The organism is Paraburkholderia sp. BL10I2N1 (assembly GCF_004361815.1).
Lineage (GTDB): Bacteria > Pseudomonadota > Gammaproteobacteria > Burkholderiales > Burkholderiaceae > Paraburkholderia.
Genome location: NZ_SNWA01000001.1, coordinates 464711 through 481604, shown reverse-complemented (window position 1 = coordinate 481604; position 16894 = coordinate 464711). Strand labels below are relative to the sequence as shown.

14 protein-coding genes and 2 pseudogenes are annotated in these 16894 nt (G+C 58.4%); 5 read left to right on the top strand and 11 right to left on the bottom strand.

From position 1 onward, the window contains the following. The first annotated feature begins 207 nt into the window (after positions 1-207). Complete coding sequence (locus B0G77_RS44045; RefSeq protein ID WP_166656215.1) at positions 208-2058, top strand: glycosyltransferase; 1851 nt, start codon at positions 208-210, stop codon at positions 2056-2058. A gap of 352 nt (positions 2059-2410) precedes the next feature. Next, positions 2411-3262 carry an NAD(P)-dependent oxidoreductase gene (locus tag B0G77_RS02260; RefSeq protein ID WP_133660660.1) on the top strand — a complete coding sequence of 284 codons (852 nt, stop codon included), beginning with the start codon at positions 2411-2413 and terminating at the stop codon, positions 3260-3262. Between the two features lie 72 nt (positions 3263-3334). On the opposite strand, the gene B0G77_RS02255 is transcribed toward B0G77_RS02260, so the two are convergent. The 8 genes from B0G77_RS02255 to B0G77_RS02225 all read right to left on the bottom strand — a co-directional run bounded on the left by B0G77_RS02255 (position 3335) and on the right by B0G77_RS02225 (position 10285). Beyond that, on the bottom strand, positions 3335-4558 hold the full coding sequence (locus tag B0G77_RS02255; protein ID WP_133660659.1) for a class I SAM-dependent methyltransferase: 1224 nt from the start codon (positions 4556-4558) through the stop codon (positions 3335-3337). Then, complete coding sequence (rfbC, locus tag B0G77_RS02250) at positions 4555-5106, bottom strand: dTDP-4-dehydrorhamnose 3,5-epimerase (RefSeq protein ID WP_133660658.1); 552 nt, start codon at positions 5104-5106, stop codon at positions 4555-4557. The genes B0G77_RS02255 and rfbC overlap by 4 nt, the downstream gene beginning before the upstream one ends. After that, positions 5103-6188, bottom strand: coding sequence for a CDP-glucose 4,6-dehydratase (rfbG, locus tag B0G77_RS02245; RefSeq protein WP_208116387.1), 1086 nt, complete (start codon positions 6186-6188; stop codon positions 5103-5105). Before rfbG ends, rfbC begins: the two co-directional genes overlap by 4 nt. Next, positions 6179-6946 carry a glucose-1-phosphate cytidylyltransferase gene (gene rfbF / locus B0G77_RS02240; protein WP_133664010.1) on the bottom strand — a complete coding sequence of 256 codons (768 nt, stop codon included), beginning with the start codon at positions 6944-6946 and terminating at the stop codon, positions 6179-6181. Before rfbF ends, rfbG begins: the two co-directional genes overlap by 10 nt. 248 nt (positions 6947-7194) lie before the next feature. Beyond that, the gene (locus tag B0G77_RS43780; RefSeq protein WP_208116386.1) at positions 7195-7779 is read right to left on the bottom strand and encodes an integrase core domain-containing protein; all 585 of its coding nucleotides are present in this window, start codon (positions 7777-7779) and stop codon (positions 7195-7197) included. 14 nt (positions 7780-7793) lie between these two features. Beyond that, positions 7794-8096, bottom strand: coding sequence for a hypothetical protein (locus tag B0G77_RS43775; RefSeq protein WP_208116385.1), 303 nt, complete (start codon positions 8094-8096; stop codon positions 7794-7796). Beyond that, positions 8093-8461 (bottom strand): hypothetical protein, encoded by a 369-nt coding sequence (locus B0G77_RS02230; protein WP_208116384.1) that lies wholly within the window; start codon positions 8459-8461, stop codon positions 8093-8095. Before B0G77_RS02230 ends, B0G77_RS43775 begins: the two co-directional genes overlap by 4 nt. A gap of 690 nt (positions 8462-9151) precedes the next feature. Beyond that, the gene (locus tag B0G77_RS02225; RefSeq protein ID WP_133660656.1) at positions 9152-10285 is read right to left on the bottom strand and encodes an ISAs1 family transposase; all 1134 of its coding nucleotides are present in this window, start codon (positions 10283-10285) and stop codon (positions 9152-9154) included. Between the two features lie 87 nt (positions 10286-10372). Here B0G77_RS02225 and tnpA point away from each other — a divergent pair, with 87 nt between their 5' ends. After that, positions 10373-10801: an IS200/IS605 family transposase gene (gene tnpA / locus B0G77_RS02220; protein ID WP_133660655.1), complete on the top strand. Its 429-nt coding sequence runs from the start codon at positions 10373-10375 to the stop codon at positions 10799-10801. 100 nt (positions 10802-10901) lie between these two features. Here the strand turns inward: tnpA and B0G77_RS02215 are convergent, their stop codons facing one another. Together B0G77_RS02215 and B0G77_RS02210 are read right to left on the bottom strand one after the other, a co-directional pair. Beyond that, positions 10902-12224, bottom strand: coding sequence for an IS5 family transposase (locus B0G77_RS02215; RefSeq protein ID WP_133660654.1), 1323 nt, complete (start codon positions 12222-12224; stop codon positions 10902-10904). Positions 12225-12475: 251 nt separating this feature from the next. Further along, the gene (locus B0G77_RS02210; RefSeq protein WP_166656105.1) at positions 12476-13510 is read right to left on the bottom strand and encodes a class I SAM-dependent methyltransferase; all 1035 of its coding nucleotides are present in this window, start codon (positions 13508-13510) and stop codon (positions 12476-12478) included. 385 nt (positions 13511-13895) lie between these two features. Here B0G77_RS02210 and B0G77_RS45485 point away from each other — a divergent pair. Beyond that, positions 13896-14441 (top strand): annotated as a pseudogene (locus B0G77_RS45485) (reverse transcriptase domain-containing protein); the annotation flags it as partial. A 190-nt stretch (positions 14442-14631) separates the two neighbouring features. Here the strand turns inward: B0G77_RS45485 and B0G77_RS02195 are convergent. Further along, positions 14632-15189 (bottom strand): annotated as a pseudogene (locus B0G77_RS02195) (IS1634 family transposase); the annotation flags it as partial. A gap of 401 nt (positions 15190-15590) precedes the next feature. Between B0G77_RS02195 and B0G77_RS02190 the strand changes: the two are divergent. Beyond that, positions 15591-16805, top strand: a complete 1215-nt coding sequence (locus B0G77_RS02190) for an IS701 family transposase (RefSeq protein WP_133660651.1) — start codon at positions 15591-15593, stop codon at positions 16803-16805. Positions 16806-16894: the final 89 nt, after the last annotated feature.

The following is a 16894-nucleotide window of genomic DNA, read 5'->3' as shown; positions in this document are numbered from 1 at the left end:
CAGATTTTGACCTTGAAGCGAGACGTCAGCAGTTTTAAGCGGCAAGTTGCCGGCTTACAGGATGACATTGCCCGACGCGACGCGGGCCTGGCGAAGGCCCAGCAGGATATCGATGCCCTGCTTCATTCCACCAGCTGGCGTGTAACGGCACCGGTGCGTTGGCCTATCGCCAAACTGGTACGGATTCGGCACATCGTGTCGGTGGCGATGCGCGCCGTGCGCACCAATGGTGGATTCAAGCCTGCTATGCATAAAGCACTCGAACTGTATCGCAAGGAGGGGGTTTCGGGTCTGCTTGGCAGGCTCCACCCGCGTACAGAGGGGTCGCCAGAGTCCGCCAGGCGAAACAACTATGATGAATGGATTCAGCGTTACGATTGCATAGACGATGAGCAGCGCGTGGCAATTCGACAGAGGGTTGCTGCAATGACTGACAAGCCGCTGATCTCGGTGGTGATGCCGACATACAACCCAAAGCCGGAATGGCTAACGGAGGCGATCGAATCGGTACGCAACCAGTTATATCCGAACTGGGAACTCTGCATTGCCGACGATGTATCCACCGATCCGGCAATTCGTCCTCTGTTGGAGCAGTTCGCTCGCGAGGATTCCCGGATCAAGGTGGTATTCCGCGAGCAGAACGGCCATATTTCCGCTGCTTCCAATAGTGCGCTAGAGCTTGCTGTCGGGGAATGGGTTGCGCTATTGGACCACGATGATTTATTGCCAGAACATGCGCTGTATTGCGTGGCGAATACGATTGTTGCGAATCCTTCGGTTCGGCTGATTTATTCAGACGAAGACAAGATTGGCGCATCGGGTCGTCGCCACGACCCCTATTTCAAGTGCGAATGGAACACGGATTTGTTTTACTCGCAGAATTTCTTCTGTCATCTCGGCGTTTACCATAAGCCACTGTTGGATACGGTGGGCGGCTTCCGCATTGGCGTTGAGGGCGCGCAGGACTACGACCTCGTACTGCGGTGCATCGAGCATATCGGTGTCGATGCGATCCATCACATTCCGCGCGTGTTGTACCACTGGCGCGTCCATGCCGAAAGCACGGCCGGAGGTACGGATGCGAAACCCTACGCGGCGCTGGCTGGCGAACGCGCGCTCAATGAGCACTTCGCAAGACAAGGAGTGGCAGGCAGCGTCGAGTGGATCGAACGTGGCTATTGCGCACATTATTCATTACCGGCAACGCTGCCACTGGTTAGTCTCATCATCCCGACGAGGAACGGGTTGAACCTTATGCGTCAGTGCATCGATAGCATCGTCGGCAAAACCACCTACTCAAACTACGAAATCATTGTTGTCGACAACGGTTCAGACGATCCTGAAGCGCTGCGCTATTTCTCGTCGCTGGGTCAGGACGCCCGCATCCGCGTGCTGCGCGATGACCGCCCGTTCAACTATTCAGCATTGAATAATTCGGCTGTCTCGCAGGCCAGAGGGGAACTCGTTGGCTTGATCAACAACGATATCGAGGTCATCTCGCCGGATTGGTTGTCGGAAATGGTGGGTCTCGTGCTACAGCCTGGCGTAGGGGCGGTAGGGGCTAAGCTGCTCTATCCGGACGATACCTTGCAGCACGGCGGTGTTGTGCTGGGCATTGGCGGAGTGGCTGGGCACGCAAACAAACTCGCCCCGCAGCCGTGTTACGGCTACTTCGGACGAACTGGCCTGATCAGTTCCTATTCTGCGGTAACAGCCGCGTGCCTGGTCGTGCGTAAATCGGTCTATCTCGAGGTAGGTGGGCTAAACGAACAAGATCTGACCATCGCGTTCAATGATGTCGACTTTTGCTTGCGCATCCGGGAAGCCGGCTATCGCAATGTGTGGACACCTTACGCCGAACTTTACCATCACGAATCGGCGACACGAGGCTTTGAAGACAATCCGCAAAAACAGGCTCGTTTTAGGTCGGAAGTCATGTATATGCAGCGGTGTTGGGGCGACTTGTTGTTTAAGGATCCGGCCTACAGCCCCAACTTGACGTTGGACTATGAAGACTTCAGCCTTGCATGGCCGCCTCGCGTTGAACCACTGGCATAAGCGTGTGTTTCTGCTTCACCGTAGTGGGCGCGAGAGCGCCGGCAAGATCGTAGTCAGGCGCGTGAATACCGCTTACGCGGTCTTCACGCCAGCGTTCTGTGACGTGCGGACCGGCCGAACCGGACGTCGTTAATCAAACTGACAAGCTGGTGCGTTCGATGGCGGCATATTGGGCACCGGGCGCTGCAATCTTGCTGGTTGCAGCGCCCGGTGGTCGGGCCGGCGGCGACTAAATTTTGCCTTGCCCCGAGTATTCGAGGTGGCGCGCCGGCATTGCCATCGAAGGTAAATCGTCTTCCAGACGCTGTTGCATAATGACCGTCTGAGCGTTCAGTCCCAAACAGGAACCTTCATGAAAGTCGCTGTAACTGGAGCAACTGGATTTGTCGGATCGCATCTCGTGCCGCAACTCATCGCTCGCGGCCACGAAGTGACCGCGCTGGTGCGCCACGAAGCGAAAGCCCGTCGCTTTTCCTGGGCTGAAAACGTCAGTTTGGTCTCACTCGATATTCAATCCCCGAAGGCGGACTTTGCTGGGGCACTAGGGCCCCAAGATGCAGTCGTCCATCTCGCGTGGCCCGGATTACCGAACTACACCTCGCCGTTTCACTTCGAGGAAAACCTGCCGGCGGCCTACCAATTCTTGACGCAGTGTGTGGCGGCAAATGTTCCGCAGGTGTTGGTTACTGGAACCTGCTTCGAATACGGCATGCGGGACGGTTGTCTTGCCGAGCGACTTGACTCACAGCCAGCTAATCCCTATGCACTAGCGAAAGACACGCTGCGCAAGTTTCTGGAATCGTGGCGGCAGCAGCATCCGTTTGCGCTGCAGTGGGCGAGATTGTTCTACATGCACGGCGAGGGGCAAAATCCGAACAGCCTGCTTGCTCAGCTGGATCGCGCGATAGACAACGGCGATGCAGTGTTCAATATGTCGGGCGGCGAGCAGTTGCGCGACTACTTGCCGGTCGTCGAAGTCGCGCGGCGCCTGATTTTACTTCTTGAGCATCCCGAACTGACCGGCATCACCAATATCTGTAGCGGTGCGCCAATCTCAGTGCGTCGCCTCGTTGAGCGGCGTCTCGCCGAGCGAGGCGCGCAGATAGAACTCAATCTCGGCCATTACCCCTATCCGAGCTACGAGCCGATGGCCTTTTGGGGCGACTCACGCCGGTTTCAGTCGATCGACCCGTCGGGCGTGTAGGCCGTGTCCTACCGAACCGGCCACGACCAACGTAGGTGCATGCCTCGCTGGTGTGGCCGATATGGGGGGCTATTAGCAGACCTTCATCGACGGCACGGCGGCTGCGAATGCCGCGCCCCACTCCCGAACGTATGCATGCTGCTCCGTGACCTCATCGACAATATTCCAAGGTAGAACGAGCACAACGTCAGGACGGTTTTGACGAAGGGCATCCGTTTGAAGAATAGGGATGTGGCTACCCGGAAGAAACTTGCCTTGCTTCGACGGTGCAGCATCGCACACGTACGGCAATAGGTCCGGCTTTACGCCAGCATAGTTGAGCAGCGTGTTCCCTTTGGCCGCAGCGCCATAAGCAGCCACTTTCTTCCCCTGTTGCTTTTGCTCCAGCAGGAAAGCAAGCAGGCCGTTCTTCACGTGATCGGCACGCGCCTGGAAGGCGCCGTAGGTCGAAAGATCCTGCAGGCCGAAACGCGCTTCTTCCTCGAGCAGCTTTGCGACCGACGGCTCATCAGCACGCTGATCTTCTGCATGGCAGCCGTAGATCCGGATGCTGCCGCCGTGAGTGGAGAGCTCTTCTACGTGCCAAACGCGCAGGCCGGCGCGAGCGAAGATGCGCGCAACAGTCTGCAGAGACAGATACGAAAAATGTTCGTGATACACCGTGTCGAACTGAACATGTTCGATCAGACGCATCAAATGCGGAAATTCCAGTGTGATCGTCCCGTGCGGCTTCAATGCCGCTTTGAGGCCGATGGTGAAGTCGTTGATGTCCGGCACGTGCGCGTACACATTGTTGCCGGCGATCAGGTCCGCCTGTTTGCCTTCGGCGGCGAGGCGCTTCGCAAGCGCTTCACCGAAAAACTCACGCAGCACGGGAATGCCAAGACGCTCGGCCGCGTTGGCCGTACTCGCGGTCGGCTCGATGCCCAAGCATGGAATACCGGTTTCAACGAAGTTTCTCAGCAAGTAGCCGTCGTTCGACGCGACTTCGATAACGAGACTGTTGCGACCGAGGTCAAACCGCTTGCTCACCATCTCCGCATAGGCCTTCGCGTGAGCTAACCACGTATGCGAGATTGACGAGAAATACGCATAGTCCGGGCGAAACAGTTCATTCGCACGTGCGTAGTCCTCGGTCTGCACGAGCCAGCAGTCATCACAGACAAACAGCTTCAGCGGGAAATAAGTTTCGGGTGCCTTCAAATCGCTCTCCGTCAGGTAAGCGTTTGACGGTGGCGCGAAGCCGAGATCGAGAAAGACGTGTTCAAGAGGCGATTGGCAGTGGCGGCAGTTCATGCGGGTAGTCCACGAAACTCGTTCGAAAGAAGGGGGTGGAGTTGGTCTCGCTGGGAAACTTCAGAAACGGGGAGCGGCCACGTGATGCCAAGCCTCGGATCATCGTATCTTGCGGCACCTTCGGCGGCGGGCTCATAGTGGGCGGTATGCAGATAGAGCAGTTCGCTTTCCGGTTCGAGGACCTGAAAGCCGTGCGCGCAACCCTCGGGGATGACAAGCATGCGGCTGTTTTCGAAGGACAGTTCCTCTGCATGCCAGTGTAAAAACGTTGGCGAATCGGCGCGCAGGTCGACAGCGACGTCCCAGACCTTGCCACGCAGGCAGCGCACCAGTTTCATCTCCGCATCCGGGGTGCGCTGGAAATGCATACCGCGCACCGCGCCGACGTTCGTTGTTCTCGAGTGATTGATCTGCACCACTCGACGCCCCCCGATTAGTGCTTCGAGCTCGCGATCGCAGAACACCCGCTGAAAGACACCGCGATGATCCGCGAAGGGCGTGGCCTGGACGACCATCACGCCGGCAATGGCGGTCGGTTCGATGTTCATGCCTTGCACCACGATGTGCCGATCTTCGCCGCGTTCTCGATGTATTGGTCTAGTTGACGCGCGCTGATGATGTCTTTGGAGTGATGCCAGGCGCGATACCATTCGGCGGTATGTCGCAACGCGTCTTCGAGGTCCCATACGGGTTGCCAGCCGAGCAGCGTGTGCGCCTTTGTGCTGTCGAGTGACAGCAGGCGAGCTTCATGCGGATGAGCCTGGGTAGTCTGGTGCCACTTCACTTCCGGCCATGACTGTCCGATTCGGGTCAGTACTTCCGACACGGAACGATTGCCAAGCGCATCCGGACCAAAGTTCCATGCTTCCGCGAAGCGCTGCTCGCGCGTCAGCAGTTGTTGGCCAAGGAGCAGATAACCGCTCAGAGATTCCAGCACGTGTTGCCACGGGCGCGTGGCATTAGGTGAGCGGATTTCCAGTGAGACGCCGGCCGCAATTGCGCGGGCGAGATCGGGAATCAGCCGGTCCTGCGACCAGTCGCCGCCGCCGATCACGTTGCCCGCGCGGGCCGTCGCGAGCAGGGGCGCATCTGGGCTCGACATGAGTGACGCACGATAACTGGCAGCAACCAGTTCCGCACCCGCTTTGGATGCGCTATATGGATCGTGCCCGCCAAGCCGGTCGCATTCGCGGTAGCCCCAAACCCATTCGTTGTTCTGATAGCATTTGTCGGTTGTGACCGCAACGATCGCCTGCACGCTCGCCGTCTTGCGACAGGCTTCCAGCAGGTGGCAAGTGCCCATCACATTGGTCGCCCACGTTTCGACTGGAGCAGCGTACGAGTACCGCACGAGCGGCTGCGCTGCCAGATGGAATACGACTTCCGGCTGGGTATTCTCTACGAGATGGGCGATGGTATCGGCATCACGGATGTCGACACGATGGTCTTCGACGTTGAGTTTTAGCAGATCCCAATGATTCGGATCCGTGTTGGGCGCGAGCGACGCGCCGGCCACCTCTGCGCCAAGCTGTGCGAGCCACAGCGCAAGCCAACTTCCTTTGAAACCGGTATGGCCCGTCACGAGCACCCGACGACCGCGGTATGAACCGCCAAAGAGGTTTACTTCCATACTCGCCACGGGGGATTGGTCCGCCACAAGTCTTCAAGGTGGTTCTTGTCGCGCAGCGTATCCATCGCTTGCCAGAAGCCATCGTGATGGTACGCCATCAATTGCCGCTCGACCGCGAGTTGATGGAGGGGTTTCGATTCCCAACTGGTCTCATCGCCCTCGATGTAATCGAGAACCTCGGGTTCAAGCACAAAGAAGCCGCCGTTGATCCACGCTCCATCGCCAGCCGGCTTTTCCTGGAAGTTCAGGACCGCGTTGCCGTCGGTGTGCAACGCGCCATAGCGACCTGGCGGCTGAATCGCCGTCACGGTCGCCAGCTTGCCATGTTGCTGGTGGAAGTCGATGACGCGTCTTATGTCGATGTCAGCGACACCGTCGCCGTATGTAAAGCAAAACGTCTCGTCGCCGACGTAATCGCGAACCCGTTTCAGACGTCCGCCAGTCAGTGTCTCCGGTCCTGTATCGATCAACGTGACTCGCCACGGCTCGGCATACCGCTGGTGCACTTCCATACAGTTTGCTTTCATGTCGAAAGTCACGTCGGAAGTGTGCAAGAAGTAGTTGGCGAAGTATTCCTTGATGACGTAGCCCTTGTAGCCGAGACAGATCACGAAATCGTTGATCCCGTAATGGGAGTAGATTTTCATAATGTGCCACAGGATGGGCTTGCCGCCGATTTCGATCATCGGCTTGGGCTTGAGATGCGACTCTTCACTTATACGAGTGCCAAATCCACCAGCGAGAATAATTGCCTTCATATCAGGATGCGACGCGACAGTATTAAGCGCCCACGCCGTGTGATCTCGGGTTAGAAAGGAAAAATACTGGAGCAGTGTAGCCGAACGTTTCCGGCTTGCAAAGGACCATGATCGTGGCACCAACGCCAAACGAGGCCATCCGAACATCATCGGGCCTGTGGTGTGCGCGACTCACCAGCGCGATACCTCACAGTTACGCGAACCGTCGAAGTGTACCGGCTCGCATTTCCTGGACACGGTTTTGCAACTCAGGCAGCCTCTTTCATGGTGGCTGCCTGACGAGCTTCGTAGGGTGATATGAAGCCCAGTTTTTCGAGACGCGAATGGCGATTGTAACGATCCTTGAACTCGACGACCGCGGCCCGGACTTGCTCCAGATTACTGAAGACGCGACCGTGAATGGCCTGCTCCTTCAGCGTGCGGTTGAAGCGCTCGGCAACACCATTCGTCTGCGGCTCGGCGACGAAAGCGAAGCTCGGTGTGACACCCCAGAACCTGACCTGGTTCAGGAAGTCGTCGGCCGTGTATTGCGAGCCGTGATCCATACGCAAGGTCAGCCCCCGGCCAGCATCTGCACCCGTACCGCCGAACTCGCTCAGCAGACCCTGTGCGATCGGCTGCAAGGCCGCGAAGCGGTTGCCGGTCTTGACTGCATGGATGCCGACGCAGCAGGCATCGCAATGATCAACCGCCGAGAACACCCAGACCCAACCGTCGTCCACCGTCTCGACGCGCACGCCGTCAGTGCCCCACATCTCGTTCGGGCGGTCCGTGGTGATCGAGCCGTCGTGCAGAGCTGGCTTGCCCTGAGGCCGACGATGCGGCGACAGCAAGGCATGCTCCCGCATCAGACGCAGCTCGCGCGGGTGCGGGCGACGCGGATGTCGCGCTGGAACCGCAGCCGCGCCCAGACCTTGCGGTGTCCCTCGCCGTTAATCGGCGAGGCGGCCAGATCAGCACGGATAGCGGCCAGCAGGTCAGCGTCCGGCATCTTCGGCTTCGGGCCACGCCGCTGCGCGACGAGCGGCACCACGTTGGTCAGCTCACGCGCCTTGCGCGCATAGATCGTCGAACGCGGCAATTCGAGCACCCGGCAGACCCGTTCCAGGCCATAGGGCTTGCCGGTACCAGCGGAGATCTCGCCGCTCATTTCGACGATCTCCGGTTGGCTAAAGGGCCTCGGGCCTGCCTTTCCTTGCGCAGGAGCTCGACTTCCATGACCAGCTCGCCAATACGTCGCGTGGCGTCGCCGAGCTTTGCCTCCAGTGGATCGTTCTCGCGCTCCTTCAGGCCGGCATCCATACCGGCCAGGGCACGGTCGCGCCATTCCTCGAGCCGGTATATCGGCACCGACACGTCGCGCGATACGGCATCCACCGGCTCGCCGCGCAACAGGCGCAGCACCACTTCCTTCTTCCGGTTGGCCGACCACCGCTTCAGTTCGGCGGCCGCACCGGGGGGCGCTTCCAGTCGCGCTACGCGCTCCTTCCACCGCCCCCGGCACAACCTCTGCAACTTTCGACTTATTCAGCATCTTCAACTCCATTTCCAGACACAGGTTTTACCCCAAATTCGTGTCCAGAAAAATCGGAGGCGGTTCATGTTAAATTCGGTTCTGCAAATACAGCCCTGAAGGCATCTCCTTATACACATCTTGACCGGCAAGTTCCTGTCGCGAAAAAAACGTGTTTACTTTCAATGACATGGGGCAGCGCTTGTAAACTGGCGGCGGATCGCGTTTACTTATATGAACGCGTCCCGGCTTGCAAGGTAATGTTCGTGTGCTGCTCGACAGGGAATTGGTTGCAGCCTTATATCCGGCCTCGTCTTGCAGGCCAAGCCTACGGGCCCTGATGGAATTCGCCAGGAACGTCCTCATCTCTCGTGCGCACTTGAAGTGCCGAGTAAACGTCAGGTTTGCGTTCCTGCGGTCCAACCTGTCTTGCCATCACTTTCACATTTTAAAGTGGACCCGTGCGTCAAGACAGAGGGGTCCACTTTAATGACAAATCGAAATCCACGCCCTATGGGCGTGGTCATCGCCTAACTGGCTCTGCCTGTTAGAGCACCTGCCCATGCAGGTACCTTTCTGTGTGTTGTCCCCACAACGCATAAAAAGGAAAACAAGCATGAGCAGGTTCAAGAGAGCATCGCATGTCATATGGCATTGTCAATACCACATTGTGTGGGTGCAGGGCAATCGCATCAAGAGAGCTGCATTCCAAGCACTCGAGCCCGATAGTGTTCATCGAATCCGGCCTTGAGCCGCTTGTTCTTTATGCCGACCTTGGTGGCTTTGTCAGCGCGCAGGAGATTCGACACGATGCGGCGCAGGATCGCGAAGTTTTGTGCTGCATTGTCCACCCGGGCGCGGCATTGATCCTCGCCAAACGCGACATCGAGCACCCAATGCATGCTGTTTTCGATGGCCCAGTGAGCGCGCACCGCCTCGTTGATCCGTTTCGGGTCAGCGGGCAGGCTGTTGATGTAGTACCGCCGCTCCAGCGAAACGCGGCCGTCGATCTCGCGGGTGGCCTCAACCATCGCCACCGAACGCAGGCCGGCCCATTTGCCGTCCTCATCCAGCCAGTCAATCATGTCGGTCGCAACGCACCGGCGCGTCTCGATTCTTCCGTGCACTTTCTTGCCTGTCTGACAGTGCTCAGCGAAGCGCATGCTGCGCAAAGACTGTGTGCGCTGTGCATCGAACAGCTGCACGATTGCTTCATGCAAGGCAGGCTGATTGCCTTTGACCGCAAGCACATAGTCGGCACCTCCAGCCACGATCTTCGCCGCGATCTCCCGCTGGCAACCCATCGCGTCAATCGTCACGATCGCACCCTTGAGCAGCAAGGCATCCAGCAATGCCGGGATCGCGGTGATCTCGTTGCTTTTGTCGGCAGTCCTGACCTGACCCAAGGTCGCCCCCAACGCGCCGCAATAGGCCGATACCAGATGGATCGCGCTACGCCCCATGCCGTGCGAGCGCCGTACCGTCTTGCCGTCAATTGCCATCACCTGGCCCGCGACGGCAGGACAGATACCGCTTACCCATCGCACAAAGCACGCCTCGAACTGCCGCGCATCAAGCGCCGCGAATACGCGCCCGAACGTGTCATGCGAGGCAATCCCGTTATGCAGCGGCAAGTACCGGCGCAGCCACTCCAGTTGTCCTTGCCCCCACAAAGCGATCCCCACCCAGCCGTCGGCACCTGACAGGATCGCCGCCAGTGCAACCACCAGCATTTCCGTCAGATCATGCTCCGGGGTGCGTACACGCGGGTCCTTCAGGTCCCCAAACGCATCTTGCAAACTCAACGGCTCGTATTCGTCGTCCACACCACTCCCGGCACTTGGCAAAACCAAGAGTTAACGCGTCTTCGCAGCAGTTTACAACCCCCATTCGTAACCCATTGTGGGTAAACAATTTTTCATGCGATTGCCCTGGTGTGGGTGCCGAAGTATCGGTTCCGTGTGCTGCAAGGTCCGGTCGGCAAAGAGGTCTACAAATGCGTGATGGTGTTCAGCCAGCAACTGGGCTGCGAGGTTGTGGAACTCAATGTTCAGCCGGACCACGTGCACCTTTTGGTGAGCATTCCGCCGAAGCTGTCGGTATCCGGATTGATGGGCGTCCTGAAAGGACGTACCGCCATACGAATTTTTACGGCCTTTCCATATTTGAAGAAGAAACCTTATTGGGGCAATCATTTCTGGGCAAAGGGTTACTGCGTAGATTCGGTCGGCTTGAACAGCGAGATGATTCAAAAGTACGTTCGGTTCCAGGAGAAAGAAGAGATGCATCAAGAGCAGCTTCAGTTGGAACCGGGTAGAGGACCTTCTCAGAAGGGCCGCTAGGTGTGCCCCCCTATGGGGGGCTTAATGCGAAACCACGTTCTACGAACGTGGTGATTCACTTTGGTCGGCCCTGAACAATTCGTTTCTCGTTCCGCCGGCATCACACCGTCACGTCGGCGGCAATCCCACGGTTGATCAGAGCGGCGAGAACGAAGACGCAAAGAAGCCGCAGCTTCCTCAGGATCATCCGGAGGTTGTGGCCGGCGCCGCACAGCACCGCGTGCATCGCATCGCCGAGCGCGCCTTTGAGCCAGTTCCGATCGAGTTTTCCGTCTGTTTTCATGTGGCCGATAGCTGGCTCGATTGCGCTTCGCCGTCTGATCATCACGCGTAGCCCGCGTGTGATGCCCCGCCGCAAGCCCAGGTGGTAGATCTTCACGCCGTCGACTTCGACACCCTTGTATCCACGGTCGACGATGGCGACTTCCGGCGTGGCGTCGCTCAGGATTGCCGCCTGTTCCAGCGCTTCAGCCAGCGTATGACCGTCGTACGGATTGCCCGGCATCGAGCGCATCCCAACTACCAGTCCTTCCTTGTGGGTCGTCGTGATCGACACTTTCACGCCGAATTCGTACGGCGTACGCGCCTTGCCTTTGGCCAGACACTCGACTTCCGGCGCATGCAACGCATAAAGCTTGTTCTTGTCCTTCGGCTTCTGCGCCAGGATGCGCTTCGTGCGGCCAATCAGCTCCAGCAGGGCCACACGGCCTGAGTCTGCCACCTGGGCGACCTGTCGCTCCACATCGCGCATCACCCGTCCAACGCGCGAACGCAGCGTACGCAGTGCCTTCCTCATGCGCTTGTATTGCTTTGCGTGCGCGTAGCGGCCAACCTGCAGCCCCAGACGCGGCGCCTCGCGGTTGTAGTTCTGCCGCAGTTTCAGGCCGTGCCGTGCCGCGGCCTTCACCAGATGTTCGCGACACCGTTCGAGCAATCGCGAATCAGTTGGATGGGCGATCGCCTTCTCCATGACGGTCGTGTCTACAATCACGCGCTTCACGCTCGAGGCCTTGATTACGCCGGCACGTTTGGCCGCTTCGATCGTCTCGGCCAGCAACTCTTCAACGCCGGCTTCGCCCAGTCGCTTGCGCCAGCGCGTCAGGCTCGACGGGTCGATCGGCGGTTCGGTCTGCAAATACGTTTCGCCGGTGAACACCTGCCAATAAGGGTTCTCCACCCATTGCCAGACGACCTCTTCGTCGGACAGATCGAACGTGTGCTGCAAATACAGCAGCCCCGCAATCAGACGCGGCGAACTCGCCGGTCGGCCTTTGCCCGATACGAAGCTCTCACTCATCGACGCGTCCAGCCGCTCCCAGTTGATCAGGTCAGTCAGGCGCACCAGCGGATGCTTCCGGTTGATCTGTTCTCGCAGCGGATGCCGGAAGAAATCTTGTTCCGTCACAGGCGTCTTCGGACCCATCTGCACCTCGTCAGGATTTGCAGGATTCACGCATCAATATGCCAGGTCCCTGCAATTCCCACAACACCGTTTCGGCACCAAAGCCACGCCATACAAGGCTCACCGGATTGTTCAGGCTCGACTAATTGACCGTGGGCGATCCGCTTGGCCATCCGAATCGGTCGCAGAGATCGGCATGTACAAGCCCTAGGCGAGGGTCGTCCTCCGGAAATGCGTTGCCTTCGCCAAAATCACCGAGCCCCCCGGAGGGTCTATAGATGCGAGTCGGGGGTGAGTATCACGACATCCTGCCCATCTTGCGGATCAGGATAGAACCCCGACCAAGCCCCCTTCAAGAAAGGTTTGGCGTAGCGGAGTCCGCTCCTCCGGGACATTACATCCCATGTCTCTTTGGTATATGCGACGGCCCCTAACGGATGAACAGGATCATTAATCCTGCAACCTGGTGTTGCCTCATATTCAAAGCGGAGATCAAACGGCGTGAGATTGGTTGCGCGCGCGGAATGAAGAATTTCGTCATTGAAGATGAAGGTGGTGGCATATACCATGCCATCTGGTTTTAGAACGCGCCTGAACTCACCAAGATAGTGTTCGATGTCCGCTTGAAACATGTGGGTGAAGACGGAAAAGAGGATGATCCGGTCGATTGAATTATTCTCTGCTGGAAGCGTGATGTCCGCTGTCTTTGTCGTGCCCTGACTGTTATGAAGCTGATCTTCGACGTTGAAGTGATGGAACTCGAAATTACTGTGGCGCGCGGCGATGTTTTTTTGACACCACTCGATTGATTTCCCGATGATGTCGATGCCGATGTATCGGCCGTTTCGGAGGATCTGCGTAAGCGGAATTGCATCCCGACCAATTCCACATCCAACCTCCAGAAGTGTATGGTCGGGCTCAAGCCCTATCCAACGCTGAAGATTGGCCGTATGGCTGGCTGAAATAATGTCGAAGCTCTCCGGGCCGCCGCCTGTCAGCAACATGAGATCAATGGGGATTTGGTAGCCCATGAATTCATGGGTCATTGCCGGCGCATTCGCTGGGCTGGCTGCGCCATTTTCTTGAGCCCGCACCTCTATCGCGGACAACAAGGCATCGCGCTGAACCAGCAAACCATCCCTTTCAATTGTAAGAGAGGCGATCTTCTCATCAAGAGGGGCTCGATTGAGAACCAGTTTGGGCGCGATTTTGCCTTTCAAAGCCCGTAGAAGGGGAATGGCCGACATATGGACCTTGGGTTTCGATAGGAGATGGCAAGTATAACGCGGTGCGATCGCCGTGGGCATCATTGCGCTCCAATCAAGGACTTGACGAGCGGTGCGAGTATCGTCCCAACAAATCGGCGAAGCAAGCCGTGGCGCAAGCGAGAAGGAACTGTTGGCGCTACGACTGGGTAGTCGACATTGATTTGAAGTCCTTCTTTGACACCATCGACCACGAGCTTCTCGGACGTGCGGTAGAAAAGCACGTTAGAGATCCGTCAGGTTCAAGCGATGTTTGCTTGTAAGGCCAGACGAGCCGAGAAGGCAGAACGGCCTGATGGCCTGACGGAAGTCAGACTGGCTGATAGTACTCCGAGGTCGGGAGAACCGGCTACATGGGGAAGCGGCCAGCAGAAGTTGAATCGTTCGTGGGCAACATGGACTCCATACAAAGGACGTAAGGTCTTTTATGCAAAGAGAAGAATCACCGGCCATGGAAACGGGACTCGAACGAATAGCAGCGAAAGCTCGGTGCGAACCGGCCCTTCGATTTACCTCGCTGGCCCATTACATCACGCAGGATCGGGTGTGGGCGAATCTGTGGAAGATTCCGAGCCACTCGGCCGCAGGGGTGGATGGCCAGACGGTAGCGGAGGCGAAGGAGAGCTTTGATGGCTGGATTGAGCCGATGCTTCAATCTGTCCACCGCCGGGGATATCAGGCGCCCACTATCCGGCGCGTGTATATCCCCAAGCCCGGCAAACAGGAGATGCGCCCGTTGGGTGTGCCGACTGTCGCTGATCGGGCGCTCCAGCGAAGCGCCGCCGAGGTTCTGTCCGCCATCTATGAACAGGACTTTCTGCCGTGTTCATTTGGCGGACGACCGGAGCGGAGTGCCCACAAGGCATTGGCAACCCTTAATGAAGTGATTGCCGGTGGCAAAGTCAGCTGGGTGCTGGAGGCGGATTTGAAGAACTTCTTCGGGAGCCTGGATCATGCATGGATACTCCGGTTTGTTGAACATCGAGTCGGGGATCCCCGTTTCCCTGGCCAGCACCGAAACCGGCACGTTCTCCGGCGGCATCATGCGACGCACCAGCGCTTCTTTTCTTTCTGCTGAGTAGGCTTTCATTCACCCTGATTTTACCGCCCCCGGACCATGTCTATAAGAATCAGAGAACACGACAAGTATTCTGACGCGGGGGGAACACCACCGACAGGTCCTGGTCGATCATCGGCCGCAGCAAGCCCGCGACCACCCGATCAACCGCCTCCTGCTGATCAATCAGCGCGTCCATGCTGCGCAGCAGGTGCTGGTGCGTGACCGTCTTGACATCGACCTCCGGCAAGGCCACGGTCTCCAGCCAGCGCAGCACACCGAGCTTCGAATCCGGATCACACAGCCGGTTGAAGACCATGATCCGCACCAGCGTCTCCACATCGATCGTGTGCCGCGTGCGGCGGAACACACGCCTCAACTCGCTAAAGCCGAGCGATTTCCAAAGTTCGGTCAGCGTCCAGACATCGCCGAGTGCACGTGCCGACTCGAAGCTCACTGCCGGCGCCGCTGGCGCCTCTGGCAGAAGACCACGGCCTGTCGCCTTGAGCAGCCCGTTGATCACCGAATCAAGGCCGCCATCGAGCTGATCAAGCCGGCCCAACGTGGCCACAGTGCGCTTTTTCACCCGTCCAGCATCGTCCCGATAGGACTCGACGAGCTGGACGTGGCGACGGCTTCCGGAGGCGGTGATCTTCACGTGCATGCCTCCACGTTACCACACCAACTACCGACGTCAACATTGGTGGAAAAGCGCTTTGACGTGCCACCACAAAGCTTTTTTCAGCACCCGGCTGAAACCCGCGCCGTTACGCCGTGTGGCTCCCCAAAACAGCGTTTTTGGCAGGGAAACTGTCGAACTCCGGAGGACCGCTTGTGCCGCTATACGACGATATCGCGATCTCGCCACAGCGTTACGGGCGCTCCGGCGCGAGCGAGGCGTCGGACGCCGTGACGCTGCCGCTCTTTGTGGAAAGGCAACCAACGCGCTATTGCACGTCAGTGGAAATCCGGTCGCCATCTCTGTCGGCCGGCGACCGGCTAGTACGACTGTGTTAAAAAATACGATATTATTCGCGTGTCTTCAAGTACTTTATGAGGAGTGCGATGGAACTCTCTACGAAGCGGTTCGAAGAATACGTGTCTCTGATGGCCCAGTCGCTTGGACACGCTGATCGTGTCGAGCCGTTTCGTGGCTACTGCACGGGGTTGATGCTGCCGGTCAAGCGCAAGAGCGTCGAGCCCATGGCGGCGCATCTGTCGCCGGACCGGGTGTGTTCGCAACACCAGAGTCTGCATCACTTCGTGGCCGATGCACCATGGTCGGATCAGGCGGTACTGGATTCGGTGCGCGGTTACGTACTTGAGCGAGTTCGCCGGCGCGCGGGTTCGCCTGAGGCGCTGCTCATTGACGACACCGGCCATCCGAAGAAGGGCAAGCACTCGGTCGGGGTCGCCCGGCAATACTGCGGCCAGCTGGGCAAGCAGGACAACTGCCAGGTGGCCGTCAGCGTCTCGCTCGCCAACGAGAACTTCAGCCTGCCGGTCCGCTATCAGCTGTACTTGCCGCAAAGCTGGGCGGATGACGCGGACCGATGCAAAGCGGCGAAAGTGCCCGAGGCGCTTGAGTTCGTCACCAAGCCGATGCTGGCGCTGCAATTGCTTGAGAACCTCGCAGCGGTGGAATCGTTGCCCGAACTGGTAATCGCCGATGCCGGTTATGGTGTGAACACCGAGTTCCGCGAGCAGCTCACGCAGATGGGCTTCACCTATGTGGTCGGGGTGACGGGCGCGGTCAGCCTGCAGACGCAAGCTCAGGCGCCGCTGCAGGCAAAGGCGCTGGCCATGCAGTTGCCATCGCGGCGCTTTCGCACCGTCACATGGCGAGAAGGCACCAACGCCGCCTTGTCGTCGCGCTTTGCGGCCATACGGGTGCGCTGTGCTTCCCGCGCAGCGCGGACAGGCGAGGCCTGCGAAGAGCAATGGTTGCTCGTCGAGTGGCCCAAGGAAGAGCTCGAGCCGACCAAATACTTCCTCAGCACGTTGCCGGCTGACACGCCGATCAAGGAACTCGTGAGACTGGCAAAACTGCGCTGGCGTATTGAGCGCGATTATCAGGAGCTCAAGCAGGAGCTCGGCCTGGGGCATTTCGAGGGACGCAGCTGGCGCGGCTTTCATCACCACGCGACGCTGTGCATAGCGGCTTATGGCTTTCTTGTCACTGAACGCCTGGTGGTTCAAAAAAAAACTCCAGCCCATCGGTTACCCCGCGAAGTGTCTTCCTTACCCGAAGGCTTCCGGCCCCGGGGCGCCCCTGCGTAAGCAGCGACACGTGCCAGATTCCATTACGACTTTGCGATTGGAGCTTGCGGCCGCGCTACTTGCGCGCCTTGAGCTGTGCCCGTGCTGCG

Bases quoted from the DNA above. Each gene is read 5' to 3' on its own strand.
- B0G77_RS44045 (WP_166656215.1), top strand. From the start codon at position 208: ATGCGCGCCGTGCGCACCAATGGTGGATTCAAGCCTGCTATGCATAAA.
- B0G77_RS02260 (WP_133660660.1), top strand. From the start codon at position 2,411: ATGAAAGTCGCTGTAACTGGAGCAACTGGATTTGTCGGATCGCATCTC.
- B0G77_RS02255 (WP_133660659.1), bottom strand. From the start codon at position 4,558: ATGAACTGCCGCCACTGCCAATCGCCTCTTGAACACGTCTTTCTCGAT.
- rfbC (WP_133660658.1), bottom strand. From the start codon at position 5,106: ATGAACATCGAACCGACCGCCATTGCCGGCGTGATGGTCGTCCAGGCC.
- rfbG (WP_208116387.1), bottom strand. From the start codon at position 6,188: ATGGAAGTAAACCTCTTTGGCGGTTCATACCGCGGTCGTCGGGTGCTC.
- rfbF (WP_133664010.1), bottom strand. From the start codon at position 6,946: ATGAAGGCAATTATTCTCGCTGGTGGATTTGGCACTCGTATAAGTGAA.
- B0G77_RS43775 (WP_208116385.1), bottom strand. From the start codon at position 8,096: ATGAGCGGCGAGATCTCCGCTGGTACCGGCAAGCCCTATGGCCTGGAA.
- B0G77_RS02215 (WP_133660654.1), bottom strand. From the start codon at position 12,224: ATGGGTCCGAAGACGCCTGTGACGGAACAAGATTTCTTCCGGCATCCG.
- B0G77_RS02210 (WP_166656105.1), bottom strand. From the start codon at position 13,510: ATGCCCACGGCGATCGCACCGCGTTATACTTGCCATCTCCTATCGAAA.
- B0G77_RS02190 (WP_133660651.1), top strand. From the start codon at position 15,591: ATGGAACTCTCTACGAAGCGGTTCGAAGAATACGTGTCTCTGATGGCC.